Source organism: Kribbella sindirgiensis (genome assembly GCF_004331435.1).
Lineage (GTDB): Bacteria > Actinomycetota > Actinomycetes > Propionibacteriales > Kribbellaceae > Kribbella > Kribbella sindirgiensis.
The window spans coordinates 227,562-252,451 of record NZ_SJKA01000008.1 but is presented as its reverse complement, the minus strand read 5'-3'; the positions used below and the strand labels follow the sequence as shown (position 1 = coordinate 252,451).

At 68.5% G+C, this 24,890-nt stretch carries 25 protein-coding genes and 4 tRNA genes; 15 read left to right on the top strand and 14 right to left on the bottom strand.

What is annotated here, in order from left to right:
* Positions 1-88: 88 nt before the first annotated feature.
* Positions 89-160: transfer RNA gene (locus E0H50_RS24545), tRNA-Val, on the bottom strand.
* Positions 161-281: 121 nt separating this feature from the next.
* On the opposite strand from E0H50_RS24545, the gene E0H50_RS24540 reads away from it, so the two are divergent.
* Positions 282-848, top strand: a complete 567-nt coding sequence (locus tag E0H50_RS24540) for a CGNR zinc finger domain-containing protein (RefSeq protein WP_238151180.1) — start codon at positions 282-284, stop codon at positions 846-848.
* 275 nt (positions 849-1,123) lie between these two features.
* Here the strand turns inward: E0H50_RS24540 and E0H50_RS24535 are convergent, their stop codons facing one another.
* Positions 1,124-1,942 carry an aminotransferase class IV gene (locus E0H50_RS24535; RefSeq protein ID WP_131292540.1) on the bottom strand — a complete coding sequence of 273 codons (819 nt, stop codon included), beginning with the start codon at positions 1,940-1,942 and terminating at the stop codon, positions 1,124-1,126.
* A gap of 187 nt (positions 1,943-2,129) precedes the next feature.
* Between E0H50_RS24535 and E0H50_RS24530 the strand changes: the two genes are divergently transcribed.
* The 3 genes from E0H50_RS24530 (at position 2,130) to E0H50_RS24520 (ending at position 2,417) form a co-directional block, all read left to right on the top strand.
* Positions 2,130-2,202: transfer RNA gene (locus tag E0H50_RS24530), tRNA-Gly, on the top strand.
* A gap of 49 nt (positions 2,203-2,251) precedes the next feature.
* Positions 2,252-2,322: transfer RNA gene (locus E0H50_RS24525), tRNA-Cys, on the top strand.
* A gap of 23 nt (positions 2,323-2,345) precedes the next feature.
* Positions 2,346-2,417, top strand: a tRNA-Val gene (locus tag E0H50_RS24520).
* Positions 2,418-2,712: 295 nt separating this feature from the next.
* Here E0H50_RS24520 and E0H50_RS24515 read toward each other — a convergent pair.
* The gene (locus E0H50_RS24515) at positions 2,713-3,210 is read right to left on the bottom strand and encodes a GNAT family N-acetyltransferase (protein ID WP_131292537.1); all 498 of its coding nucleotides are present in this window, start codon (positions 3,208-3,210) and stop codon (positions 2,713-2,715) included.
* 157 nt (positions 3,211-3,367) lie between these two features.
* On the opposite strand from E0H50_RS24515, the gene E0H50_RS24510 reads away from it, so the two are divergent.
* Positions 3,368-4,297, top strand: a complete 930-nt coding sequence (locus E0H50_RS24510) for a zinc-binding dehydrogenase (RefSeq protein WP_131292534.1) — start codon at positions 3,368-3,370, stop codon at positions 4,295-4,297.
* Here the strand turns inward: E0H50_RS24510 and E0H50_RS24505 are convergent.
* Genes E0H50_RS24505 through E0H50_RS44250 form a run of 3 tightly spaced genes read right to left on the bottom strand, consistent with a single transcriptional unit; the run spans position 4,286 to position 6,522 of the window.
* Complete coding sequence (locus tag E0H50_RS24505) at positions 4,286-4,885, bottom strand: formylglycine-generating enzyme family protein (RefSeq protein ID WP_131292531.1); 600 nt, start codon at positions 4,883-4,885, stop codon at positions 4,286-4,288. The two genes, E0H50_RS24510 and E0H50_RS24505, sit on opposite strands and share 12 nt — an antisense overlap.
* Before the next feature lie 21 nt (positions 4,886-4,906).
* Entirely contained in the window at positions 4,907-6,364 is a 1,458-nt protein-coding gene (locus E0H50_RS24500; RefSeq protein WP_131292527.1) for an ArnT family glycosyltransferase, read from the bottom strand.
* Between the two features lie 35 nt (positions 6,365-6,399).
* Entirely contained in the window at positions 6,400-6,522 is a 123-nt protein-coding gene (locus tag E0H50_RS44250) for a hypothetical protein (RefSeq protein ID WP_272948517.1), read from the bottom strand.
* Positions 6,523-6,604: 82 nt separating this feature from the next.
* On the opposite strand from E0H50_RS44250, the gene E0H50_RS24495 reads away from it, so the two are divergent.
* The 4 genes from E0H50_RS24495 to E0H50_RS24480 all read left to right on the top strand — a co-directional run bounded on the left by E0H50_RS24495 (position 6,605) and on the right by E0H50_RS24480 (position 11,711).
* Positions 6,605-7,684: a GntR family transcriptional regulator gene (locus E0H50_RS24495; protein WP_131292524.1), complete on the top strand. Its 1,080-nt coding sequence runs from the start codon at positions 6,605-6,607 to the stop codon at positions 7,682-7,684.
* A 47-nt stretch (positions 7,685-7,731) separates the two neighbouring features.
* Entirely contained in the window at positions 7,732-9,288 is a 1,557-nt protein-coding gene (locus E0H50_RS24490; protein ID WP_131292521.1) for a sensor histidine kinase, read from the top strand.
* The gene (locus tag E0H50_RS24485) at positions 9,285-9,950 is read left to right on the top strand and encodes a response regulator transcription factor (RefSeq protein ID WP_131292518.1); all 666 of its coding nucleotides are present in this window, start codon (positions 9,285-9,287) and stop codon (positions 9,948-9,950) included. Before E0H50_RS24490 ends, E0H50_RS24485 begins: the two co-directional genes overlap by 4 nt.
* Before the next feature lie 225 nt (positions 9,951-10,175).
* Positions 10,176-11,711 carry a MinD/ParA family ATP-binding protein gene (locus E0H50_RS24480; RefSeq protein ID WP_131292515.1) on the top strand — a complete coding sequence of 512 codons (1,536 nt, stop codon included), beginning with the start codon at positions 10,176-10,178 and terminating at the stop codon, positions 11,709-11,711.
* 64 nt (positions 11,712-11,775) lie between these two features.
* On the opposite strand, the gene E0H50_RS24475 is transcribed toward E0H50_RS24480, so the two are convergent.
* Together E0H50_RS24475 and E0H50_RS24470 are read right to left on the bottom strand one after the other, a co-directional pair.
* Positions 11,776-12,237: a hypothetical protein gene (locus E0H50_RS24475; protein WP_131292512.1), complete on the bottom strand. Its 462-nt coding sequence runs from the start codon at positions 12,235-12,237 to the stop codon at positions 11,776-11,778.
* Positions 12,234-12,878 carry a DedA family protein gene (locus tag E0H50_RS24470; RefSeq protein WP_131292510.1) on the bottom strand — a complete coding sequence of 215 codons (645 nt, stop codon included), beginning with the start codon at positions 12,876-12,878 and terminating at the stop codon, positions 12,234-12,236. The genes E0H50_RS24475 and E0H50_RS24470 overlap by 4 nt, the downstream gene beginning before the upstream one ends.
* Positions 12,879-13,011: 133 nt before the next feature.
* On the opposite strand from E0H50_RS24470, the gene thrS reads away from it, so the two are divergent.
* Together thrS and E0H50_RS24460 are read left to right on the top strand one after the other, a co-directional pair.
* Positions 13,012-15,033, top strand: a complete 2,022-nt coding sequence (gene thrS, locus E0H50_RS24465; RefSeq protein WP_131292712.1) for a threonine--tRNA ligase — start codon at positions 13,012-13,014, stop codon at positions 15,031-15,033.
* Entirely contained in the window at positions 15,030-15,599 is a 570-nt protein-coding gene (locus E0H50_RS24460; RefSeq protein ID WP_131292507.1) for an HIT family protein, read from the top strand. Before thrS ends, E0H50_RS24460 begins: the two co-directional genes overlap by 4 nt.
* A 45-nt stretch (positions 15,600-15,644) precedes the next feature.
* Here E0H50_RS24460 and E0H50_RS24455 read toward each other — a convergent pair whose 3' ends face one another.
* From E0H50_RS24455 to E0H50_RS24440, 4 genes are all read right to left on the bottom strand, one after another.
* Positions 15,645-16,580 (bottom strand): hypothetical protein, encoded by a 936-nt coding sequence (locus E0H50_RS24455; RefSeq protein WP_131292504.1) that lies wholly within the window; start codon positions 16,578-16,580, stop codon positions 15,645-15,647.
* 117 nt (positions 16,581-16,697) lie between these two features.
* Positions 16,698-17,609, bottom strand: coding sequence for a hypothetical protein (locus tag E0H50_RS24450; RefSeq protein ID WP_131292502.1), 912 nt, complete (start codon positions 17,607-17,609; stop codon positions 16,698-16,700).
* A 12-nt stretch (positions 17,610-17,621) separates the two neighbouring features.
* The gene (locus E0H50_RS24445) at positions 17,622-18,542 is read right to left on the bottom strand and encodes a hypothetical protein (RefSeq protein ID WP_131292499.1); all 921 of its coding nucleotides are present in this window, start codon (positions 18,540-18,542) and stop codon (positions 17,622-17,624) included.
* 57 nt (positions 18,543-18,599) lie between these two features.
* Entirely contained in the window at positions 18,600-19,550 is a 951-nt protein-coding gene (locus E0H50_RS24440) for a hypothetical protein (RefSeq protein ID WP_238151178.1), read from the bottom strand.
* Between the two features lie 109 nt (positions 19,551-19,659).
* Here E0H50_RS24440 and pgsA point away from each other — a divergent pair, with 109 nt between their 5' ends.
* Genes pgsA through E0H50_RS24425 form a run of 3 tightly spaced genes read left to right on the top strand, consistent with a single transcriptional unit; the run spans position 19,660 to position 22,311 of the window.
* Positions 19,660-20,334: a phosphatidylinositol phosphate synthase gene (gene pgsA / locus E0H50_RS24435; RefSeq protein ID WP_131292496.1), complete on the top strand. Its 675-nt coding sequence runs from the start codon at positions 19,660-19,662 to the stop codon at positions 20,332-20,334.
* The gene (locus E0H50_RS24430; RefSeq protein ID WP_131292493.1) at positions 20,334-21,203 is read left to right on the top strand and encodes a phosphatidylinositol mannoside acyltransferase; all 870 of its coding nucleotides are present in this window, start codon (positions 20,334-20,336) and stop codon (positions 21,201-21,203) included. Before pgsA ends, E0H50_RS24430 begins: the two co-directional genes overlap by 1 nt.
* Before the next feature lie 10 nt (positions 21,204-21,213).
* Positions 21,214-22,311: a glycosyltransferase family 4 protein gene (locus tag E0H50_RS24425; RefSeq protein ID WP_131292491.1), complete on the top strand. Its 1,098-nt coding sequence runs from the start codon at positions 21,214-21,216 to the stop codon at positions 22,309-22,311.
* Here the strand turns inward: E0H50_RS24425 and E0H50_RS24420 are convergent.
* Positions 22,287-23,249: a helix-turn-helix transcriptional regulator gene (locus E0H50_RS24420; protein WP_131292488.1), complete on the bottom strand. Its 963-nt coding sequence runs from the start codon at positions 23,247-23,249 to the stop codon at positions 22,287-22,289. The two genes, E0H50_RS24425 and E0H50_RS24420, sit on opposite strands and share 25 nt — an antisense overlap.
* Positions 23,250-23,311: 62 nt before the next feature.
* Here E0H50_RS24420 and E0H50_RS24415 point away from each other — a divergent pair, with 62 nt between their 5' ends.
* The gene (locus E0H50_RS24415) at positions 23,312-24,463 is read left to right on the top strand and encodes an epoxide hydrolase family protein (protein ID WP_131292485.1); all 1,152 of its coding nucleotides are present in this window, start codon (positions 23,312-23,314) and stop codon (positions 24,461-24,463) included.
* Here the strand turns inward: E0H50_RS24415 and E0H50_RS24410 are convergent.
* Complete coding sequence (locus E0H50_RS24410; RefSeq protein WP_131292481.1) at positions 24,456-24,863, bottom strand: HIT family protein; 408 nt, start codon at positions 24,861-24,863, stop codon at positions 24,456-24,458. The two genes, E0H50_RS24415 and E0H50_RS24410, sit on opposite strands and share 8 nt — an antisense overlap.
* Positions 24,864-24,890 lie beyond the last annotated feature (27 nt).

Genomic DNA, 24,890 nt, shown 5'->3' with positions numbered 1-24,890 from the left:
CGCCGCGCGGCAAGCGAAGCGCAGCCGCACAAATGACGAAGGCGAGCCGCTCCGCGCTTTCCGCGGACACGACTCGCCATCGCCTTCGTGGGCGATACTGGGTTCGAACCAGTGACCTCTTCGGTGTGAACGAAGCGCGCTACCACTGCGCCAATCGCCCGGGGTGGTGCTGATGTTTCTTGTGTGGTGTTGCGGGTGAAACCATAGCGCATGATGAAGCGACGATCTAATCGGGCCGGGCTACTCTTGCTGCAGGACGGAGACCCCGTCACGTTGGAGACGTGATTGTGACTTTCTCGCACGACACCGAGCAGGCGCTCGGGACGCTGGTCCGGCTGGTCAACACGATGCCCGGGCCGAACAGCCAGGTCGATTCGCTGGAGACTCTGGAGGAACTGGAGAAGTTCGTCCAGGAACGGGAGTTCAGTGCGGTCGACACGCTGACGGAGAAGGACCTGGCCGAGGTCCGCGATCTGCGGCCGTTGTTCGCGCCGGTGTTCACCACGGATTCGGACGCGTCGGCGGCGTCGATGATCAACGCGATCATCGCGCGCGGTACGTCGACTCCGCGGCTGACCAACCACGACGGGCACCCGTGGCACATCCACTATTCCCGTGCGGGTGCGTCGTTGGCGTGCCGGATCACGGTGGAGTGCGGGATCGCGCTGGCGCAGGTGATTTCGGCGGGCGAGCGTGAACGCCTCCGCAGATGTGAGGCGCCGGATTGCGACGACGCCCTGATCGACCTGTCCCGCAACCGTTCCAAGCGCTACTGCGACGCCCGCACCTGCGGCAACCGCTTGCACGTAGCCGCCTACCGCGAACGCCGCAAGGCCTCGGGCGAGTAACCGAACCGGCGGCCACGCGGTCCCACGCCACACGTCCCACCACACGCACCACCGGTTTGCACCTGAGGGCCGGTCGACCCGGCGCGCCAACGCGAACGGATAACCCTTGCCGTTGGGGGTTCTCTGTTGGTGTACCAGGGGAGAACCCCCAACGCGCGGGGTTATCCCCTCGCGTTGGAAACGGGCTCGGTGGCGGTGGGCCGGTCGGCGCCGGCCGGTGCTCTTTCCGGAAGGTTTTGTGCGGTTGGTGGCAGTTATGTTCCGGAAAGGGCGGGTTACGGGTTCGGGTTTTCGAGCGAGCGTTCGGTGAAGATTTTGGTGACCTGGGCGGTGATTGTGCCGGGGGCGGGGAGGGCATGGTCGTCTACGCGGTGGATGGCCTGGACGTCGCGGGTGGTGGATGTGAGGAAGATCTCCTCCGCGTCGAACAGGTGCTCCAGTGGTACGTCGCGCTCGACGCCGCCGAACCATTCGAGGACGAGGCCGCGAGTGACGCCGGCCAGGGCGCCTGACGCCAGCGTCGGTGTGACGAGTTCGCCGTCGTACACGCAGAAGATGTTCGAGCCGGTGCCTTCGCTGAGGTTGCCGATCGTGTTCGCGAAGATCGCCTCGCTGCCGCCGCGCTCCTTCGCGTAGGCGAGCGCGCGGACGTTCTCGGCGTACGACGTGGTCTTCAGGCCGGCGACCGCGCTGCGTTCGTTGCGCACCCACGGGACCGTGACGATCGCCGACACCGGCGACGGGCGCTTGATCTCCTGCGTCGCGATCACGACCGTCGGGCCCGACGTACCGCGGTCCGACGACAGCGGAGAGACGCCGCCCGTGTACGTGATCCGCAACCGCCCGAACGGGATCCCAGGATCCGCCGCGACCACCGCGTCGATACCGGACTCGATCGCCGCGACGTCCGGCGCCGGGAGGCCGAGCCCGACCGCCGAACGGACCAGCCGGTCGAGATGCCGCCGGACCGCGAACGGCCGGCCGCTCTCGATCTTGATCGTCTCGAAAACGCCGTCGCCGGTGGTCAGCCCGTGATCCAGCGGCGAGACCGTCGCCTCGTCGTCCAGCAACGCGCCGTTGAGCCAGATACGCATGTGGTGCTCCTTCCGCGGAACACCTTAGTGCGCAGGTGATCCCGGTCCGCGCGGGAGTCCGGGCGGGAGTCCGAAGGTGAGCAGTTGATGACGGTACGTCGACGGACCGGGGACCCCCGTTTTTGAACTCAGGCGGAGATGGGCTAATGTTCTTCTCGCGCCGGAGACACCGAAAACCGGTCGCAGTGCGGACGTAGCTCAGTTGGTAGAGCGCAACCTTGCCAAGGTTGAGGTCGCCGGTTCGAACCCGGTCGTCCGCTCGGAGAGGGTTCGGCAGGCCAACACCCTCAAATGTCGAACAGCCTCAGTGGTGGAGTGGCCGAGAGGCGAGGCAACGGCCTGCAAAGCCGTGTACACGGGTTCGAATCCCGTCTCCACCTCGAGAACCCCACCAGGTTCCCTTGGACGATTGGCGCAGCGGTAGCGCGCTTCCCTGACACGGAAGAGGTCACTGGTTCGATCCCAGTATCGTCCACGAAGGCGATGGCGAGTCGTGTCCGCGGAATGCGCGGAGCGGCTCGCCTTCGTCATTTGTGCGGCTGCGCTTCGCTTGCCGCGCGGCGGGGGCTCCGCCACCCGCACCCCCTTGCGCCTTCGCTTCGCTCGGCTGCGGGGGTTGGGTTGGGTAGTTCGCTCACCCGCGTGGGTCGGGTTCGTGGGTCACTCACCACATGTCCAACTGCCCCGTGCGTGGGCGCCTTCGCTTCGCTCGGCTGCGGTGGTTGGGTTGGGCAGTTAGCTCACCCGCGTGGGTCGGGTTCGCGGGTCACTCACCACGCGTCCGACTGCCCCCTCGCGTGGAGGAAGCGGCGGCTGGTGGTGGGGGGTAGTTCTTGCATGCCGGCGGAGTGCATTACGTGGGCTGAGGCTGCGTTCGTGAGGTGGCATTCGCCCCAGACTGTTACGTCCAGGTGGGTTAGGGCGGCGGTTAGGGCTTCTGTGGCGTAGCCGTTGGTTCGGTGGGTGGGGTGGATGGCGTAGCCGAAGCTCCAGTCGGCGGTGGGGTCTTCGCTGGCGCCCAGGCCTAGCCAGCCGACGGGGGTGGCGTCGGTTCGGCGGGTGAGGATCAGTTGGAGGTGGGTGCCGTCCCGGTTGGTGCCGCTGGCGTGGAGGTCCAGCCATTCGCGGACGGCGGGTTCGTCGCGGGGGCCGAAGTCGTCCATGAAGCGGGCGACGCGGGGGTCGGTCCACAGTTCGACGAGGGTCTGGAAGTCGGACTCGATCGGCCAGCGGAGCGCCAGCCGGGGGGTGATGAGTGGCAGCTCCATTCCGGCAAGCTAGCTGCCCTCGTCGTTCGAGAGCGACCGGATTTCGCGCCAACAGTTCGACCAACAGCGAACAGGTGTACGATCAGCATCAAACAAATCAGAGGATGGTGAAGTCGTGCGGGCGCTGGAACAGCCTTCGTTGGACGGTCCGGGAGCGATGCGGCTCGTGGAGGTCGCAGTGCCGGTAGCGGGGCCGGGGGAAGTGCTCGTGAAAGTCGGTGCGGCGGGGGTGAACTTCGCCGACGTGATGCAGACACGAGGCACGTACGACGGCGGTCCGAAGCCGCCGTACCTCGCGGGCTTCGAGGCAGCCGGGACGATCGTCGCCCTGGGGGACAACGTGACGAAGGTGGCGCTCGGCGACCACGTGATCGGTACGGGTGCCGGCGCGTTCGCGGAGTACATGCTGATGCCCGCGAATGCCGTCGTACCGGTCCCCGCCGGCTGGAGCGACGACGAGGCCCTCGGCCTGGTCCTGAACTGGGCAACCGCTCTCGCATCTCTCCGCCTAGGACAACTGACCGCGGGCGACACCGTGCTGATCCACGCCGCCGCCGGTGGTGTGGGGCAGGCTGCGGTCCGGATCGCCAAGCACTACGGCGCGACGGTGATCGCCACCGCGTCCGCGTCCAAGCATGACGTCGTACGGCGGCTTGGCGCGGATCATGTGATCGGGGCCGCCGACCTGGTGGCCGAGGTACGTCGGTTGACGGGCGGGCGTGGTGCCGACATCGTGCTCGAATCCGTGGGCGGCGAGACGTTCCGGCAGAGCGTCGAGGTCGCGCGCTGGGTGACCGGGAAGGTCGTGGTGATCGGCGCCGCGGCGGGTGAGTCGTCGATCAGCAACTGGGAGCTCAACTTCAAGCACCCGGTGCACGTGATCGGCCAGCACCTGACCACCACGATCAGGCACGCGCCCGAGCTGTTCGCCGAGGTCCTCGACGAGCTCGACGAACTGATCAACGCGGGTGTGTATCCACCCGGCCGCCCGACCGTTTACGACCTCGCCGACGGCCCGAAGGCCCTGGCCGAACTCGAGGCCCGCGCCACGGTCGGCAAGCTCGCCCTCAAACCGTCAGCCGACTGACTGCGCGACCCGGAATCCCAGGTCCTCGATCGCGAACGTCGGATGCGATCGCCGGCGGACCGTGGAGCCGAGAGAGCGCTCCTCGTCCGCGAAACCGCCACCACGGAAGATTCGGTACGAGCCGTAGACCTCCGGGTCGTACAGGTCCCAGCACCACTCCCACACGTTGCCGAGCATGTCGTGCAGCCCCCACGCGTTCGGCGTACGCAGTCCGGCGGGATGCGGATGGCCGTCGGAGTTCTCGGCGTACCAGGCGATCTCGTCGAGCGGGCCGTACCGGTAGCCGGGTGTACCGGCGGTGCACGCGTACTGCCACTCGGCCTCGGTGGGCAGGCGGTAGCCGGGGGAGGACTGATCCCAGTCCACTTGCTCGCCCTCGATGGCGTAGGCGGCGGGCAGACCGGCCTCCGACGACAACTGGTTGCACAAGGCAACCGCGTCGTACCAGCTGACGCCCGTGAGTGGCAGTCCGCCCCGAGTCACCGGGAACCGGGCCAGACGGAACGCGGGCAGGTTCACGTGCCAGCGTTTGCCGACGCGGTCGTCCCGCAAGAACACGAGCCCGGCGGGAAGGTCAACGAGGTCCACAACGTCCAACCGTAAGGGCGATCAGTAGAACTGCCGGACCTTCGGCCACACGGTGGACCACGGTTCTGCCGGTCCGCTGCACACGACCAGGGCGGTGCCGTCCTCGTCGTTCGAGACGATGCTGTCCACCGTGCCGACCTGGTTGCAGTCCCGGAAGTGCGACTCGAAGCCGGGGTTCCGTTCGATCTCGACGAGCAGCACCGGGCCGGTGTTGGTGTCCGGCGGCCGCGACCAGTCCCAGAAGCTCATGTGCGGGGAGTACGGCGTCGGCAGGCCGTGCGCGGGTCCATAGCGCACGAGTGCTCCGGCCTCGCCGTAGTTGCCGGTAAGGAGAGTCGCTCGCTCCGGGGATGGGATCTGTCGCCAGGCGCTCGCGACGGACGCGGTGAACGCCGGCCACCCGATCTGCTCGCCCTGCTCCTTGTTCACCGGAATGACGAAGTCGGCCGCTGACGCGGGCAGCACAGGGAGCGTGAAGACGGCGGACGTCGCGGCCGTCAGGACGAGACCGACGACGCCCTGGGTTCGGTGACGATCAACCCAGCGCAGCGCAGGCTCACAACCGGCCGCCACGAGCACGAGCAGCAGTGGTAGCGCGTAGTACGACTTCCCACCGGTCACGAGTACGACGACGCACAGCACCGGATAGGCCAGCGCGACGGAGCGAGCCCAGGGCAGCTGCCGCCAGATCCGCAGGAAGCCGGCCACCCAGATCGGGACCAGGAACGGTGACAGTTGCAGGAGCTGGAGCGGGACGAACATGATCCGGTTCTCGGCGCCGTCGTCCTCGCTGATGCCGTTGGCCACCGTGAGCTGTGGCCAGTCGTGCTGGAACTGCCACAGCACGTTCGGCAGCGCGATCAGCCCTGCGACCGCCACGCCGACGACCAGCCACCAGGACCGCAGCACCCCGCGCGGCCCGATGATCAGCAATGAGATGAGCAGGGCGCCGATCGGCAGCACGACGAGGTACTTGTTCTCCAGTGCGATACCGGCCGTCAACCCGAGCGCGAGCCACCACCGGCCGTCGCCCGTCCGCAGTAACTTCACCGCGAACAGACCGATCAGCATCCAGGCCAGCAGGTCGTACGTCGCCGTAGACACCAAATGCCCGACGCCGAGGACGAAGCCGGACACCGCGGCGCAGACGGCCGCCAGGATCTGACCGCGCCGCTCGCTGCCGAACTCTCGCGCGATCAGCGCGACGACGACGATCGTGGCGACGGTGCTCAGCGTCGACAGCACGCGCAGCCCCATCACGGTGTCGCCGAAGACGGCCGTCGACACGCGCGCGATGAACGGGGTCAGCGGCGGCTGGTCGACGTACCCCCAGCTGAGATGCCGCCCGGCGACCATGAAGTACAGCTCGTCGCGGTGGTAGCCGTAGCGTCCGGACAGCGCGGTCAGGACCGCGCCGACGATGAGCGCGACAGTCATCACGGGCCGGCCCGCGAAGGCGGTGGCCGATGGGCGGGTCATGACGGAATGGTGGCAGTCACGGAGGGCCGCCACCACTAGTTCAGCAGGCGCGGTTCCGCTTCTTGTTCGAGGAGCAGGACACGGCCGGTGAGCGACTCGTCCTCCACGAAGCGGGCGACGCCATCCGTGACCGCTTCGACCTTTCCTGCGATGTCCATGATCGGCACGGTGCCACCGCCCACCGACAGTTCCCGTGGATGATTGGATATGTCAACCGGACAACTCGCGAGGGGAAGTGCTGTGGCGCTGCTGTACGAGCGGATCTGTGCTCATGTGCTGGAGCAGCTTCGCCGCGGCGCGCTGCGGCCGGGGGACCGGGTCCCGTCGGAGATGGAGCTGGCCACCCAGTTCACGGTCAGCCGCATCACGTCCAAGCGCGCCTTGGAGGTACTGCGAGAGGCGGGTCTGGTCGAGCGCATCCGGGGAAAGGGGACCTTCGTCGTCCGCCGGCTGCCCGACCTCACCGATCTGACCGTGCCGCTCCGCACTAGCCCACGGCGTGAGACGCTCTCGATCGCGTACATCGTGCCGTCGATGTCGGAGGCGTTCGGGCTGGACCTCCTCAACACCATCGAGGAGCGCTGCGCGGAGCACGGCGCGCACCTGCTGGTACGGCGTACTCATGGGCGTCAGACGGATGAGGAGAAGGCCGTCGACTCGCTGGTGGCGACCGTGGACGGCTTGATCGTGTTCCCGGTGTACGGCGACTTCTACAACGCCAGCCTGTTGCGGCAGGTGCTCGACGGCTTCCCGGTGGTACTGGTCGACCGTCAGCTGTCCGGTATCCCGGTGTCCGCCGTACTGACGGACAACGTGGCCGCCGCCCGGGCTCTCACACAGCGGCTGCTGGACCAGGGGCATGAACACATCGCGTTCGTCTCGCCGCCGGCCGTCAACACGTCCTCGATCGAGGAGCGGCTCGAGGGGTTCCGGGCTGCCTTCGCCGGCCACAAGCTCGCTCAGCCGTACGAGCTGACCGACCTGCGGAGCACTCTGCCCGGTTCGACGACCACCGAGAGCGTCCGTGCGGACATGGACAAGATCCGGTCCTTCCGCGAGCAGAGGCCCGAAGTGACGGCGTACTTCGCGTGTGAGTACAACCTGGCGCGCATGGTCGACCGGGCCCTGGGCGGCGACCGTGTGATCGCGTGCTTCGACTCACCGGGTGACTCCATCGGCGGACCGCCGTACCTGCATGTCCGGCAGAACCAGACGGAGATGGGCCAGCGTGCCGTAGACCTCCTGCTTGCGCAGCTGCGGGGCGAGCAGGTGCCGAACCTGTCGTACGTGCCGTTCGAGCTGATCGATGCGGAGACCTGACTTTCGGCAGTACGGCGCGCGCCGTGCGACTGTGTAGCGTCTACGCCATGAAGTGGCGGCGCCTGGGGGATGTGGGGCTGTGGGCCGCGCTGAGCCTCCTGACGTTCGCGGAGAGCGGTGCGCGGCAGGACCCGTACTGGTTCCGTGCGGTTTGCCTCGCCGTACTGGCGTTTGCGGTCTTCGGGCGACGTCGGTGGCCTCTGGTCGCTCTGGGCGTCGTGGCGTGGACGCAGATCGTCATCCTCGCCTTCGCGCTCGGTACGACGGACGGCGTGCAGATCGCCCTGGTACCCGCGATCAGTCTGCTGAGCTACCTGGCCGGACGGCGTGAGACGCAGCTCAAGCACTTCGTCCTGCTGTGCAGTTGGTCGCTGCTCGGGATGCTTCTGCTCGCCCTGACGGTGCGTAGGGGAGCTCAGGCGACAGAGGCCGTGCTGACATGGCTCCTGTTGCTTCTGCTGGCACTACTCCTGGTCGTGCTCCCGTGGCTGATCGGCCGCTACCGGGCACAGCAGGCCTTGCTCGCCTCAGCGGGCTGGGAGCGAGCCGAGCGGATCGAACGCGAGCAGCAGATGGAGATCGACCAGGAGCGCCTGCGCGAGAGGTCCCGGATCGCTGAGGACATGCACGATTCGGTCGGTCACGAGCTCAGCCTGATCGCACTGCGCGCTGCAGCCCTCGAACTCGACCCCTCCCTGCCTGAAGCCCACCGACGGGCTGCGGGTGAGCTACGCGAGTCAGCCGCCACGGCGACCGAGCGGCTCGGCGAGATCGTCGGTGTACTGCGGGAGCAGGACGCACCGATCGTTCCGCACGACGAATCCGTGCGTGCGTTGGTGGATCGGGCTGCTGCGTCCGGTCTGGCGGTGCAGCTGACCGAGGACGTCGACGGCGTACTGGCACCGATGGTGGACCGTGCCGTGCACCGTGTGGTGCAGGAGTCGTTGACGAATGCGAGCAAACACGCACCTGGCGCGTCCGTGACAGTCAGCGTGACGACACACAAGGACGACGTACAGGTGGACGTTGCCGACACCGGAGCGAGTCAGCCGGTGGCTGCGCCGTCAGGTGGGCGTGGTCTTGACGGTCTGCGTGAACGCGTCCGGCTGGCCGGGGGTTCATTCACTGCGGCTCCACGACCAGGTGGTGGTTTCCAGGTCACTGCCACGATGCCGCGCGCTGGAGGCCGACCGGAGCCACCCACTGCCGCCGTGGAACGAGCCACGGTACGGCGGAGCGCCCAGCGTGGCCTGATCACTGCCATCGCTGCTCCGGTTCTCCTGGGTGCCGTGGTCAGCGCGGTTGCCCTTGGCTACTACCTTGTCGCGGGCTACAGCGCGATCCTGCGACCCGCGCAGTACGACGGACTCACCATCGGCCAATCCGAAGCAGACGTCGAGAAGGTGCTGCCGCGGATGCAGATGATCGACCCGCCGGGGGAGGGCTACCACCCGCCGGCCGACTGGAGCTGCCGGTACTACCGACCGGCCGCTCCGTTCTCCACCAACTACGTGTACCGCCTGTGCTTCGCGAACGGCGCACTGGTCGCCAAGGCCGTCGTACAGAGCGGATCGGTCCCACCGACCCCGGAAGGCAACCGATGATCAGGGTGATGCTCGCCGACGACGAGGCGATGGTGCGGGCCGGTGTCCGCGCGATCCTCGGCACCGACGACGAGATCGAGGTCGTTGCCGAGGCAGCCGACGGCGTGGAGGCGGTCGAGGCGGTACGGCGGCACCGGCCGGACGTCGCCGTACTGGACATCCGGATGCCGCGGATGGACGGACTGGCGGCCGGCGCGGAGATCCGGCGGACCGTCCCGGACACGGCGGTCGTCATCCTCACGACCTTCTCGGAGGACGCCTACATCGCCCGTGCGCTCGGCGACGGCGCGAGCGGGTTCCTGCTGAAGTCCGGTGATCCGCGGGAGCTGATCGCGGGGCTGAAGGCTGTCGCCGACGGCGCTGCCTACCTGTCTCCGAAGGTCGCGCAGCGGGTGATCGCCGAGCTGAGTGCGGGGTCCGGCGGCGGTGCGATGGTGCGTGCGGCGGCCGCCAAGGAGCAGGTCGCCGCACTGACTCCCCGCGAACTGGAGGTGCTCGGACTGGTCGGTGCGGGGCTCTCGAACGCCGAGATCGCGGCCCGGCTGTACCTGGTCGAGGGAACCGTGAAGGCGTACGTGAGCGCCGTACTGCTGCGGCTCGGCGTGAAGAACCGGGTCCAGGCGGCGATCGTCGCCTACGAGGCCGGCCTGGTGACGGGCTGAGCGCGCTTGAGCTGGTGGATCTGGCCGCTTCGGGTCATCGGGACGCATGGTCCGCACATGCCTGGATACTGGTTGCGGAACCGACATCGAACGCTCCGGGTGGTGACGTGGTGAGGACACCGGGTCATGGGATAGTGGACCCTCCCGGGGACCTCACCTCTCCGGACCACCCAGCAAGCCTCCAGGGGCCACCCGCCCCCTCGTACAGAAACGGGGATCCAGGTCGTGACCGACTCGCACAACTCCGGACAGCACAAGGACCGGGAAGCGGCGGCGGCCGAGGTCCGGAGAATGTGGCAGCCGACCCCCTCCTGGTCTCAGCCGGACCCTAGCCAGACCGCCGACGCCCAATCGGATGCACAGCCTGTCGAGGAGACCGAAGAGCAGCAGCCGGACGCGCTGTCGCAGGAGTTCCCTGGCGACGCGTGGTCCGGACCTGCGACCAAGCCCGTCGACCAGCCGGCGCCGTGGACCCAGCCGCAGCCGAGCACGCCCGCCCCGTCGTGGACGCAGCCGGCCGCTGAGTCCGGTGCCGCGTCGTGGAGCCAGCCGGAAGAGCAGGACGACAAGGTTGAGCCGGCAGCCACCGAGGAGGCTCCCGCTCACGAGGCCGGTCCTAGCAGCCCTGTGTTCGGCGGTTCGTCGTTCCACGGCTCCGGGCAGGACCAGGGCGCGCAGCCGCAGGCACCCCAGTTCCCGCCTGCTCAGCCTCCGCAGCCCGCTCCGGGTCCCCAGCAGGGACAGGGCGGTCAGCCGCTGTCGCCGGCCGCTCAGCACTTCTTCCCGCAGGGTGTCCCAGGTCAGCAGGCGCAGCAGCCGCCGCAGAACCTGTCGTACCGTGCCGACGAGCTGATCCAGGCGTTGCCGTTGCCGCGGGAGGCTCCGGCCGAGCGTGGCGTGCGGAGCATGCTGAAGCTGCGTCCGGGCACCACCGAGCGTTCCGAGCGGATCGCGCGGGCGACCGCCGCGACGGCCTTCCGCCGCCCGGTGACGATCGTCGTGGCGAACCCGAAGGGCGGCTCCGGCAAGACGCCGACCACGCTGATGCTGGCCGGTGCGCTCGGTCAGGCCCGTGGCGGCGGCGTCGTGGCCTGGGACAACAACGAGCTGCGCGGCAACATGCACCTGCGGACCCACGACACGAACTCGCGGTCCACCGTCACGGACATGCTGCAGGCGATGCCGATGCTGACCCAGCCGGACGCCCGGCTCGGCGACGTCGCGGCGTACCTGCGGCACCAGGTGGCCGGTCAGTACGACGTGCTCACCTCGGCGACCACGACGTACGCGCAGATCGAGGCCAAGGACTTCGACCAGATCCACCGTCTGCTGAGCCGGTTCTACAAGGTGCTCGTGATCGACACCGGGAACAACGAGGGCTCCAGCAACTGGCGCGAGGCGATGAAGGCGGCCGACGCCCTCGTCATCCCGATCAAGTGGAAGAGCCTGTCCTGCGCGGCCGCCGTGCAGATGCTGGAGGAGCTCGACAACCAGGGCCCGGAGGCGCAGCGGCTGATCCGCCGCGCGATCATCGCGGTCTCCAACGGCCCTGGCGATGTGAACAAGGAGGTCGAGAAGCAGCTCCGGCCGTACTTCGAGTCGCGTGCGGCCGCCGTCGTCGACATCCCGACCGACATGCACGTCGCCGCCGAAGGCCCGCTCGACCACTCGGCCCTGCAGCCCAGCACCCGCCGAGCCGCCCTGGAACTGGCCGCCCGGGTCTCGGAGCAGATCACCACCGCGCTCAACACCCCGCGCTGAAACCACCCGCGCTGAAACGCACCGTGCGGCGCCGCGTCCCGGACACGGCGCCGCACGACTGCGTTCAGGCGCAGAGGTTGATGTACCAGACGTTGTCCCAGTTGGTGATGAACTTCTTGCCGACCGACATGTACCGCAGGTGCTCGTGGCGCGAGCCGAGCAGTTCGACGCGGCGGGTCTGGTTGTTGAAGTAGTTGGTCGTCCCGAGCCAGTTGCTCAGCGAGTAGACCTGGCAGCGGTAGAACTGGAAGATCGCGTAGGTGGTGCCGGTGGAGTCGGTGTGCCGGATCCAGGTGCAGAACCGCCCGGCCGGGCACTTGTTCACCCAGTCAGTGGCTTGTGCCTGACTCCAGCGCTTCCGCTCCCAGATCTCAGGACTCGGAGTGACCGCCGGCACGCCGGCCAGTGCTTGGTTCGACGCCGAGACCTTGTCCGGCCGCGGCTCGACAGCGAGCGCACCCGGGGCGGACAGGCCAAGCACGAGGGCGGCCGCGGCCGCCGATGCTGCGAGGATTCGCTTGATCATGCGATCAGTGAACGGTCCTGCTCTTTCAACTCGCTTTCAGGACGGTTCTTGCGGAGGCGGTGGCGGACGAGTTCGACGATGAGGGTGACTGCCAGGGCGAGGCCGATGCCGAGGGCGACGCCCTTCAACGGGTTGTCCTCGAAGGCCTTGCCGCCGATGTAGCCGACCAGCGTGCAGTACACACCCCAGCTGATGGCGGCGAGAGCGGCGTACGGCGTGAAACGTCGGAGCGGGAAGCGGACCGAGCCCATGGTCAACGTGACCGCGGTGCGGCCGCCGGGGACGTAGCGGGCGACGACGAGGACCAGACCGCCGCGTTCGGCGAGGGCCTGGCGGGCCCACAGGACGGCGGCGTGGCGTTTGGTGCCGGGTTTCACGCGGTCGAGCAGTCGGCCGCCGGCGCCGCGGCCGAGGGCGTACGAGACGTGGTCGCCGATGAACGCGCCGACCGCCGCGACCACGATCACGGCGTACAGATTGGGTTCGCCGGAGGCGGCCGCGAACACCCCGGCGGTGACGACCAGGGTCTCGCTCGGGATCGCGGGGAAGAACCCGTCCAGCGCGGCGAAACCCCACAACGCGAGGTAGATCCACCACGAGGACATCAGTTCGTCGGCGAAGTGCAGGATGGCGTCGCTCATACCTAGAACCTAGAAATGCGGGCACCCCCGGCACATCGGACGAGCGGCTGGTCCCGACCCCTACTTTCGTCAGGTGTGTCGATACCATCTGTCCGTGACCGGTAATCGGCTGGTCGAGACCCTGGGAGTGAACGTGTCGGAAGTCAAGGTCCACCTGATCGGCGTCGAGGGCGAGGCTGAGCGGAGTGTGACCGAGACGACGACGATCGGGGAGCTGTTCGCCGAGATCTTCGGCCAGGACCGCTCCGCCATCGCCGCCCGGGTCAACGGTGAGCTGCGGGACCTGTCCCGGGTGGTCGCCGACGGCGACGAGATCGAGCCGGTCAAGGCGGCGTCGGAGGACGGCCGGGCGATCATCCGGCACTCGACCGCGCACGTCCTCGCGCAGGCGGTGCAGGACCTGTTCCCGGAGGCCAAGCTCGGCATCGGCCCGCCGGTGGAGAACGGGTTCTACTACGACTTCGACGTACCGACGCCGTTCACGCCGGAGGACCTGACCAAGCTCGAGAAGAAGATGCAGCAGATCATCAAGGAGCGGCAGCGGTTCAGCCGCCGGGTGGTCTCCGACGACGACGCGCGCACCGAGCTGGCCGCCGAGCCGTACAAGCTGGAGCTGATCGGTATCAAGGGCTCCGCGGCGGACGCGGCCGAGGGAGCATCCGTAGAGGTCGGACAGGGCGAGCTGACGATCTACGACAACGTCCGGCGCGACGACAGCGTCGCCTGGAAGGACCTCTGCCGCGGCCCGCACGTCCCTGCCACCGGGTACCTCGGCAACTTCAAGCTGATGCGTACGGCGGCGGCGTACTGGCGGGGGAGTGAGAAGAACCCGCAGCTGCAGCGGATCTACGGCACCGCCTGGGAGTCGCGGGACGAGCTCAAGGCGTACCTGACCAGGCTTGAGGAGGCCGCGAAGCGCGACCACCGCAAGCTCGGCACAGAGCTCGACCTGTTCAGCTTCCCGGACGAGATCGGCTCCGGTCTCGCGGTGTTCCACCCCAAGGGCGGTGTGCTGCGGAAGGTGATGGAGGACTACTCCCGCCGGCGGCACGTCGAGGACGACTACGAGTTCGTCTACTCACCGCACATCACCAAGGGCCAGCTGTTCGAGACCTCCGGTCACCTGGACTGGTACGCCGACGGCATGTACCCGCCCATGCACCTGGACGAGGAGCGCGGCGCGGACGGGCAGATCCGCAAGCAGGGTCAGGACTACTACCTGAAGCCGATGAACTGCCCGATGCACAACCTGATCTTCGCGGCCCGCGGCCGGTCGTACCGGGAGCTGCCGCTGCGGCTGTTCGAGTTCGGCACGGTCTACCGGCTGGAGAAGTCCGGCGTCGTGCACGGTATGACCCGCGCCCGCGGCTTCACCCAGGACGACGCGCACATCTACTGCACCCGTGAGCAGATGCGCGACGAGCTGCGCAACCTGCTGACGTTCGTGCTCGGCCTGCTCGCCGACTACGGCCTGGACGACTTCTACCTCGAGCTCTCCACCAAGAACCCGGACAAGTTCGTCGGCTCCGACGAGGTCTGGGAGGAGGCCACCGAGACGCTCCGGGAGGTCGCCGAGGGCTCCGGTCTGGAGCTGGTCCCGGACCCGGGCGGCGCCGCGTTCTACGGTCCGAAGATCTCCGTCCAGACCCGGGACGCGATCGGCCGGACCTGGCAGATGTCGACGATCCAGCTGGACTTCAACCTGCCGGAGCGGTTCGAGCTGGAGTACACCGCGCCGGACGGCTCCCGGCAGCGGCCGGTGATGATCCACCGCGCGCTGTTCGGTTCGATCGAGCGGTTCGTGGCGGTGCTGACCGAGCACTACGCCGGCGTGTTCCCGCCGTGGCTGGCCCCGGTCCAGGTGATCGGCATCCCGATCACCGACGGGCACGTCGACTACCTGTTCGAGATCGCCCGGCAGCTGAAGGCGCAGGGGATCCGGATCGAGGTCGACGCGTCCGACGACCGGATGCAGAAGAAGATCCGGAACGCCCAGAAGGCCAAGGTCCCGTACATGCTGATCGCCGGCGACGAGGACATGGCCGGCGGCTCGGTCTCCTTCCGCTACCGCGACGGCACCCAGAAGAACGGCGTACCGATCGCCGACGCCGTCGCCGAGATCGTCGAGTCCGTGCAGAAGCGCGTGCAGGTATGACGGACACCCCCGACTCGCCGTACACACCTGAGGACGTGGTGCGGCAGGACGGGGTCGGGGTGCCTGACCCGTTCATGCGGTTGTGGACGCCGCACCGGATGGCCTACATCGAGGGCGAGAACAAGCCCACCAGCGACGAGGCCGGTGCGGGCTGTCCGTTCTGCCGGTTGCCGGGGCTGACGGACGTGGATGCGCTGATCGTGCATCGAGGTGCGGCGGCGTACGCCGTCCTGAACCTGTACCCGTACAACCCGGGACACCTGATGGTCGTGCCCTACCGGCACGTCGCCGACTACACCGAGCTGACCGAGGCGGAGGTCGCCGACGTCTCGACCCTGACCCGGCAGGCGATGCAGGCGATCCGCACGGTGTCTGGGGCGCACGGCTTCAACATCGGCATGAACCAGGGCGAGATCGCCGGCGCCGGCATCGCCGCCCACCTGCACCAGCACGTGGTCCCGCGCTGGGCGGGCGACACCAACTTCATGCCCGCCATCGCCCACACGAAAGTCCTGCCCCAACTCCTCCCGGACACCCGCGCGCTGCTCGCGAAGTCCTGGCCGTAACGCACGAATCGCCCCACCCGAGGGTGGGGCGATTCATTCAGAGCATCACTCGCCGTTGAGGTCCTGGCCGGTGAAGTTCTTCCAGAGGAAGTACGTCGGGTCGGTGAAGGTGCCCGCGGCCTTGCCGAGCGACGCGATCGTCGTGGCGGTGCCGTTGGCGTGACCCACGTGGTACAGGTAGCCGGAGGCGCTGTCCTTGTCGATCGCCAGGAGCAGCGTGCCGTCGCCGCACGGCGCCGCGACCAGCGACTCGAAGCCCTGCCAGGTCGAGCCGCGGACCTCCTTCACCACACCCGGGATGACCTGTCCGCCGGCCAGCGGCAGCCGGGCGGTGTACAGCTTGCCGCTGGTCGTCGTCATCAGGAACGTGTCGTACGTCGAGGTCTGGCTGATGAGCGTCATCGCCTTCACCCCGCTGTACCCGGACTGCCAGCCGGTGACCTGCCGGCTCGTGACGCCGTCCTTGGTGACGACGTTGCGGCGGTACAGCGTGCCGTCGGTGTGCAGCGAGTACTCGGTGTCCCGCTGCGTGGTCGCGGTGACCACGGTCGACCGGTCGAGCGACCGGTACACGTCCCAGCCGCCACCCACGCGGGTGACCTGCTTCTGCGAGACCGTGCCCCCACCGGCCGGCGTCAGGTACGACGTGTCGTACAGGCTCGACCCCATGATGACCGGACCGGTGTGCGCGTCACCGCCGACCTCCGTCGCACCGAACCGCATCGTCGCGCTCAACCGCACCTGCCCGTCCGGGTAGATGTCCTTGGCAACGATTTTGTCCTCGATCTTCGCGGCGTCGGTGCCGAACGTCTGCAGCCGATGGTCCCCGCCCGCCGTCACCGAACCGGCCTTGATACTGCACGTGGCGCCGGACGTGCTCGCCCCGCCGGTGGGCTGTGCCGCGGCGAAACCCCCGCCCAGCAAGGCCGCGCTGACAACCCCGGCCGCGACCGCTCCGCCGTACCTGGCCCACTTGATCATGCTGTTTCCCCCTGCTCGTGTGTATCGGACGGCAGTGAGATGCGGCCATGACCGAAAAAGTTCGGCCCGACTCCGAAGAGCCGGGCCGAACCTTTGAATCAACGGCAATTGGTCAGCTCAGTCGCCGGCCAGCCGCTCACCGGTGAACAACTGCCAGTGGAAGTAGACCGGATCCTTGAACGTACCGGCCACCTTCTTGATCATGCTGATCGGCGTCGCGGCACCGTTGGCGTGACCAACCTTGTAAAGGTAGGCGGACCCGGTGTCCTTGTCGATGCCGAGGAGCAGTACGCCGTCGTCGCACGCCGCCGCGACCAACGTCTCGAACCCCTGCCACGTCGAGCCCCGGACCTGCTTCACGACCCCCGGGATGATGTGCCCGCCGGCCAACGGCAGCCGAGCGGTGTAGAGCTTGCCGGAGGTCAGCGTCATCAGGAACGTGTCGTACGTCGCCGTCTGGCTGATCAGCGTCATCGCCTTGACACCCCGGTAGCCGGACTGCCATCCCGTGATCTGCCGGCTCGCCACACCGTTCTTGTAGGTGACGTTCCTGCGGTACAGCGTGCCGTCGTTGTGCAGTGAGTACTCCGTGTCCCGCTGCGTGGTCGCGGTGAGGTAGGTCGACCGGTCGAGACTCCGGTACACCTGCCACCCGGGCCCGACCCTGGTGAGCTGCCGCTCGGTCACGGCGCCCGTCCCGTTCGCCGTCACGTAGCTGCTGTCGTACATGGTCGAGCCCATGATGACCGGGCCCTGGTGCGCCATCCCGCCGACCTCAGCGGACCCGTACCGGAGCGTCGCGCTCAGCCGGACCTGGCCGTCGGGAAAGAGGTCCTTGGCAACGATCCAGTTGTCGGCCACATAGCCGTCGTCCGTGATGACCACCTCGCGGTGATCGCCGCCCGCCGTGATGGCCCCGAGGTTGAGTCCACAGGTGCGGGCAGGTTGTGCTGCTGCCGGTCCGGTCAGGAGACCGGCGCTGAGAACCCCCGCGGCCAGAACTGCGCCGTACTTCGTCCAGTTCTTCATTTGTCCCCCAGATCACTCGCCGAAGAGCGGCGGGTCGCCGAACTTCGTCCAGCTGAAGTAGACCGGGTCCTTGAACGTCCCCGGAGCCTTGCCGAGGCCCTTGATGGGTGTCGACAGGCCGTTGGCGTGGCCCATGGAGTAGAGGTAGGCGTTGCCGGTGTCGCGGTCGATGGCGAGGACGACGGTTCCCTGGCCGCAGGGCGCTGCGACGAGCGTCTCGAACACCTGCCACGTCGACATCCGGATCGGTTTCACCACCGACGGGATGATGTGCCCGCTGACGCGCGCGAGCCGTGCGGTGTAGAGCCGCCCGGTGGTGTGCGTCATCAGGAACGTGTCGTACGACGCCGTCTGGCTGATCAGCGCCATGCCCTTCACGCCGCGGAAGTTCGACACCCAGCCGTCGTGGTGCCGGTAGACCCGCCCGTTGGCGTCGGTCTTGACGGTACGGCGATCCAGCTCGTAGCCGTCGTTCCGCATCGACCACTCGACGCTTCGCGAGCCGACCGTCGACCGATCGAGGGTCTTGTAACCGTCCCACCCCGGCCCGACCCGCGTGAGCTGCTTCTGCGACACCGTCCCGCCGCCCGTCGGCGTCCGGTACGAGAAGTCGTACAGGACCGATCCCAGAACCACCTGGCCGGTGTGCAGCTCCGAGCCCTCGCCCGGGCCGTACCGGACGGCCGCGCTCATCCTGGTCTGACCGTCGGGGAAGACGTCCTTCGCGACGATCTTGTCGGTGACCTTCGTGACCGGTGCGGTCGCCGAGAAGGTCTGCATCCGGTGATCCCCGCCGGCTGTGACCGAGCCGACCGAGATCGTGCACGGCGCCGTCGTCCCGCTCTGCTCCGCCGTCGCCGTGCCGGTCGTGAGCAGTCCCGTGGTGAGCGTTGCGGCGGCCATCAACCCGCCGTACCTGACAAGCGTGCGCATTTCCACCACCCCCATTGCTGATAGATGGAGGTTGGACGCTGGTATGGACCGGAAAGTTCAGCGCAGGAACAGGGGAAGCATGGGGTCGACGAGGTCCGTGAGGGTTGCCAGCGTGACCGCGCGCGGCGGGTTCGTCAGGGCGGTCACGCGAACCACCCGACGCCCCTGACGGAACACGAGTTCGCCCTCTTCCGGAAGGTAGTAGCCGGGCTGCCCGATCGGCGCGAACCGCGGCGGTGGCACCCGTTGTGCTTCCGGGATCGTCGGCTGGTCGAACGCCTCCACGATCGACACAGTCGCGTCGTACGTTCCCCAGATGCAGGTGAGCGCGCCCTTCACCCGGTAGTCCCGCCGCAGCTGCACCTGCAGCCGGATGAACCGCTCGGCGGCCGACGTGGCCAGCTGACACGTCTCGTCCGACTGCCGTGCGGGCCGCAAACTCCGCGGTACGGCGTCCTGTGCGGCCAGCGCGATCGCGATGGCCTTCACGCGGTCGATCCCGTCCGCCGTACCGCGGTCGATGCCGCCGGCCGGTGTGATCCGGACCGCGCGGTCGCCGGCGTGGAACACGAGCCGCGATTCGCCGATCAGGGCCTCCGGTCCGAGTTCGGGCAGCGATTCGACGCCGCCGGCGCCGTTCATCAGCCGGCTGAGCGAATCCGGCTGACTGGGCAGCGCACTTACCCCGATCGTCACGGCCCGGTCCTCGAGGAGCAGGGTGCACAGGTCCATGGCGGGGAGGCCGCCGTCGTTCCAGGAGTTCGGCTTCGCGATCACCGGGAGCCGGAGTTGGGCGGTGAGCGTGCGCGTGATCGCCGTGCAGACCTGTGGCCCGGGCGCTCCCGCCGTACCGTCCAGGCCCTCGGCCTGCTGGGGAGCGATCGCGGTGGGGACGATCACGGAGGGTGGCAGCGGGTTCGGAGCGGTGCCGTTCGCGCGCTGCGCCACCGAGCAACCGCCCGCCGCGAGGACGAGCACGAGCGCACCCGCGAGCTCCCTCCGGCGCATGGCGGTCACCTCCTCACCCACCAGCATCCTCCGCGAGCAGGCCCCCCGCAGGCCGAAACCCGTGCCTAATCACCGGATCGCCATCCGAGTGAACTACGATCGCGTCGCCATGCTTAACAGATTCCGGCAGTTCTGGACCAAGGTGATCACGCCGATCGCCACCCTCCTGCTCAAGCTCGGCGTGAGCGCCGACGTGGTCACGCTGGTGGGCACCATCGGTGTGTCCGCCGGGGCGCTGATCTTCTTCCCACGCGGCCAGCTGTGGATCGGCGTGCTGGTCATCACGCTGTTCGTGTTCTCGGACCTGATCGACGGCTACATGGCCCGGACGTCGGGGACGTCGGGGAAGTGGGGCTCGTTCCTGGACTCGACGCTGGACCGGATCGCCGACGGCGCGGTCTACGGCGGCCTGGTGATGTACTACGCGAACTCGCAGGCCGGCGACTCGACCCTGATGGCGGCCGTGACGTTATGGGCGCTGGTGATGGGCGCGGTCACGTCGTACGCGCGGGCCAAGGCGGAAAGCCTCGGCCTGAAGGCGAGCGGCGGCCTCGCCGAGCGCGCCGACCGTCTGGTCTTCACGCTGGTCCTGGCGTTCTTCTCCGACCTCTTCGACCTGCCGATCCTGCTCGAGATCGTGATCTGGTACGTCGCCGCGGCGAGCACGATCACGGTGATCCAGCGGTCGCTCTCGGTGCGCAAACAGGTCCTGGCCAACCCGGCCGACGCGGGCCTTGACAACCAGCCACCCCAGCCACCCCAGCCGCCGGACCCCAAGGCCTGATGGAGGGCGTCCGGCACCGGGCGGTCGACCTGGCCTTCGCGCTCGCCTGGACCCTGGTACGACGCCTGCCCGAGCGGACCGTCACGTGGTTGTTCCAGCGGGCCGCCGACCGCACCTACCGCCGCAACGGCCGCGGCGTACGGCGACTGCGCGGCAACCTGGCCGCGGTACGCCCGCACGCGACCGCACAGGAGCTCGACGAGCTCACGCACGCCGGCATGCGGTCGTACCTGCGGTACTGGCAGGAAGCGTTCCGCCTGCCCGAGTGGACCGGCGAGCAGATCGTCGGCCGGGTCCGGACGGTCAACGAGAAGGTGCTGCGGGACGCGTACGCGGCGGGGCAGGGCGTGATCTGCGCGCTGCCGCACCTGGCGAACTACGACCACGCGGGCGCCTGGGCAGGACTGACCGGGATGCCGGTGTCGACGGTCGCTGAACGCCTGCGGCCGGAGTCGCTGTTCGACCGCTTCATCGCGTACCGCAAGAAGCTCGGCATGGAGGTGCTCCCGCTGACGGGCGGTGACGACGACGTGACCGGCGTACTCGCGGATCGCCTGCGGGCCGGGGGATTCGTGTGCCTGGTCGCCGACCGGGACCTGTCCGAGCGGGGTGTCCCGGTCACGTTCTTCGGGCGGCCGTCGCGGATGCCGGCCGGGCCCGCCGCGCTGAGTCTGAAGACGGGTGCGCCGCTCATCCCGGCGACGCTGCACTACGAGGGCCGCGACCTGGTGATCACCTTCCACGACGTCGTCGACCCCGAGGGCGGTGCGGCGATGATGACCCAGCGCTGCGCGGATGCGTTCGCCCGCGGGATCGCCGACCATCCCCAGGACTGGCACATGTTGCAAAGGATTTTCCTGGAGGGGTAACAATCCTCCTGTGAGGATCGGTGTGGTGTGCCCGTACTCGCTGGGCACGCCCGGCGGGGTGCAGAACCACGTCCGCGACCTCGCGGAGGCGCTGCTCTCCCTCGGCCACGAGGTGTCGGTCCTGGCTCCCGTCGACGACGGCGCGATCCCGCCGTACGTCGTCTCGTCCGGGCGTGCCGTCGGCGTGCCGTACAACGGGTCGATCGCCCGCGTCACGTTCGGTCCGCGGACGGCGGCGCGGGTGAAGAGCTGGCTCGCCGACGGGAACTTCGACGTCGTCCACGTCCACGAACCGACCACGCCGAGCGCGTCGATCATCGCGCTCTGGTCCGCCGACGGGCCGTTCGTCGCCACGTTCCACACCTGGCAGGTCCGGTCCCGGGCGATGAGTGTGGCGTCGAGCCTGCTCCGGCCGGCGCTGGAGAAGATCGACGCCCGGATCGCGGTCTCGGAGAACGCGCGCTCGATGATGGTCCAGCACATCGGTGGCGAGGCCGTGGTGATCCCGAACGGCCTCTACACCGCGCGCTTCAAGGGCAGCCCGCGCGCGGAGTGGATGGGCGAGGACGGCGCGATCAGCTTCCTGGGCCGGCTGGACGAGCCGCGCAAGGGCCTCGGCGTACTGCTGGACGCCGTACCGGCGTTGATCGCCGAGCGTCCGCGGCTGAAGATCCTGGTCGCCGGATCCGGGCAGGCCGACGGGGCGCGGCGGTCGCTGCCGCCGCGGTATCACGACAACGTGCTGTTCCTGGGCGCGATCGACGACGAGGCGCGCGCGGACATGCTGGCCGGTTCGGACGTGTACGTCGCCCCGCATCTCGGTGGCGAGAGCTTCGGCATTGTCCTGGTGGAGGCGATGGCCGCGGGCGCGCCGGTGCTGGCGAGTGATCTGCCCGCGTTCCGGCAGGTGCTGGAGGGCGGGCAGCTGGGGGAGTTGTTCGAGCCCGGCGACGCAGGCGAGCTCGCGTCCCGTGCGCTCCGGCTGCTGCGTCGACCCGATGAGCGCGAGCAGCTCCGGTCCGTCGGGCTGGCCGCCGCACTGAAGTACGACTGGTCGGTACTCCTCCCAGAACTCCTGTCCGTCTACGAGCTCGTCGCCAACCGGTAGCGCTCCGCCAGCCGCTCCAGGTACGCCGTCAGCTCCGGAGGCCCGTCCCGTACGACGAAATCCACGTCGAGCAGACTGAGATGCACCGCGAGACTCTGCACGCTGTCAGCACCTGTCTGCAGCAGACACCGCTCGTCGTCGATCGACTCGACCGCCCCCACTGCAGCCGTCAGTCGCTCAGCGAGCACTGACGCAGGTACGGCGACCTCAACGGATGCCCTGTACCGCCAGGCCGCAGCAGACACCCGCCGCGACACGTACGCCGCCACGTCACCGTCCTCAGGCAGCTCGCGGGGAGCGAACCGCGGACCCGTCGGAACTCGCGGTCGTACCCGATCGACCCGGAACGTCCGCCAGTCCTGCTTCTCCACGTCAAAGGCGACCAAGTACCAGCGGCGGCCCCAGTTCACCACCCGGTGTGGCTCGACGCGCCGGAGCGTCTCCGACCCGTCATGTGCCAGGTAGTCGAACCTGAGCTGCTCCCGGTCCCGGCAGAGCGCGGTCAGCTGCGTCAGCAGCTCCGGGTCGACCTGCGGGCCGACCTCGTCCGCCGGCACCTGCACCGTGTAGCCGGCGAGAGTGTTGACCCGCCGGCGCAACCGCGACGGCAGCACCTGCTCCAGCTTGCTCAGCGCGCGCAGCGAGATCTCCTCCACTCCGGCGATACCGGCGGCCTTCCGGAGTCCGATCGTCACCGCCACGGCCTCGTCGTCGTCCAGCAGCAACGGCGGCAGCGCGGCCCCCGCCCCGAGCCGGTAACCGCCGACGGACCCACGGGTGGCGTCGACCGGATAACCGAGCGACCGCAGCCGCTCGACGTCGCTGCGGACCGTCCGCGCGCTGACCTGCAACTTCTCGGCCAGCTCGGCGCCCGTCCAGTCGCGCGGCGACTGCAACAACGTGAGCAGCTTCAGCAGCCGCGCCGAGGTCTCGATCATGTCCGAAAGTCTCGCAGACCATTAGGAAGCTAACTCGCCTAATGGACTTCTAGGTTGAAGACATGACGAACAACGCGAGCAACACTGCGATCCGGCCCTTCCGCATCGACATTCCGCAGGCCGACCTGGACGACCTGCGCGACCGCCTCGCCCGCACCCGGTGGGCGAGCGAGCTCGACATCGACTACACCGACGCCGTCCAGACCGGACCGCTGCCGCCCGAGTGGGAGTACGGCGTACCGCTGTCCTACGTGCGGCGGCTGGCCGAGCAGTGGCTGACGTCGTACGACTGGCGGAAGTGGGAGGAGCGCCTGAACTCCTACCCGCAGTTCGTCACCGAGATCGACGGGCAGAACGTGCACTTCTTCCACGTCCGCTCGGCGGACCCGAACGCGATCCCGCTGATCCTGACCCACGGCTGGCCGAACACCTCGCTGGAGTACTTCGACCTGATCGAGCCGCTCACCAACCCGCAGAACGGGGAGCAGGCGTTCCACCTGGTCATCCCGTCGGTGCCCGGCTTCGGCTTCTCAGGCCCCACCAGGGACCGCGGCTGGAACAGGTACCGCGTAGCCGCCGCCTGGGCTGAGCTGATGCGCCGGCTCGGCTACGACCGGTACGGCGCGCACGGGAACGACGGCGGCTCGTACGTGTCCCCAGAGGTCGGCAGGGTCGACCCGGAGCACGTCGTCGGCGTCCACGTCACCCAGTTGTTCTCGTTCCCGACCGGTGATCCGACGGAGCTGGAGAACCTCACCGAGGAGGAGCAGAAGTATCTGCAGTTCCTCCAGTTCTTCAACGAGAACCTGGGCGCATACGCGAAGCTGCAGGAGCAGGCGCCACAAAACGTGGCGCACGCACTGGCGGACTCGCCGACCGGTCAACTGGCGTGGATCGCCCAGTTGCTCAGCTCCTGCTCCGACGAGCACGTCCTCACCAACGCGACGATCTACTGGCTGACCAACACCGGTGCGTCGTCAGCCCGCTTCTACTTCGAGGACAAGCACGCCGACCACCCGAAGGAGCCGACAACGGTGCCGACCGGTCTGGCCAGTTTCGCCTTCGACTTCCGTCCGCTGCGCCGGTTCGCCGAGCGGGATCACGCGAACATCGTGTCCTGGCACGAGTTCGACCGCGGCAGCCACTGGGCCACACAGGACGCTCCGGACCTGCTGGCGCAGGACCTCCGGGAGTTCTTCGCCGCGCTCAGCTGAGCTTCGCGTGCACGGCCTTGATCTCGTCCGGGTCGCCGGAGTGCGGCTGCCACGGCAGGACGAGCGGGTCGGTCGGGTAGCGGGGGATGACGTGCAGGTGGGTGTGGAAGACGGACTGCCAGGCGTCCGATCCGATGCAGCTGAGCAGGTTCGCGCCGGTCGCGTCGTCGAGGCGCTCGATGACGCGGCCGACCAGCGACTGGGCGAGCAGGGTCGCCGCGGTGAGGTCCTCGGGGGCGGCCTCGCGGAGGTCGGTCGAGTGGGCGCGCGGGATGACCAGCAGATGCCCGGGCGTCGCCGGGGCGATGTCCATGAACGCGATCGCCCGGTCGTTCTCCGCGACCTGCGTGGAAGGGACGGTACCGGCCACGATCCCGCAGAAGATGCAGTTCTCGCTCATCGGAACAGGCTATACACTGCGCGAGCC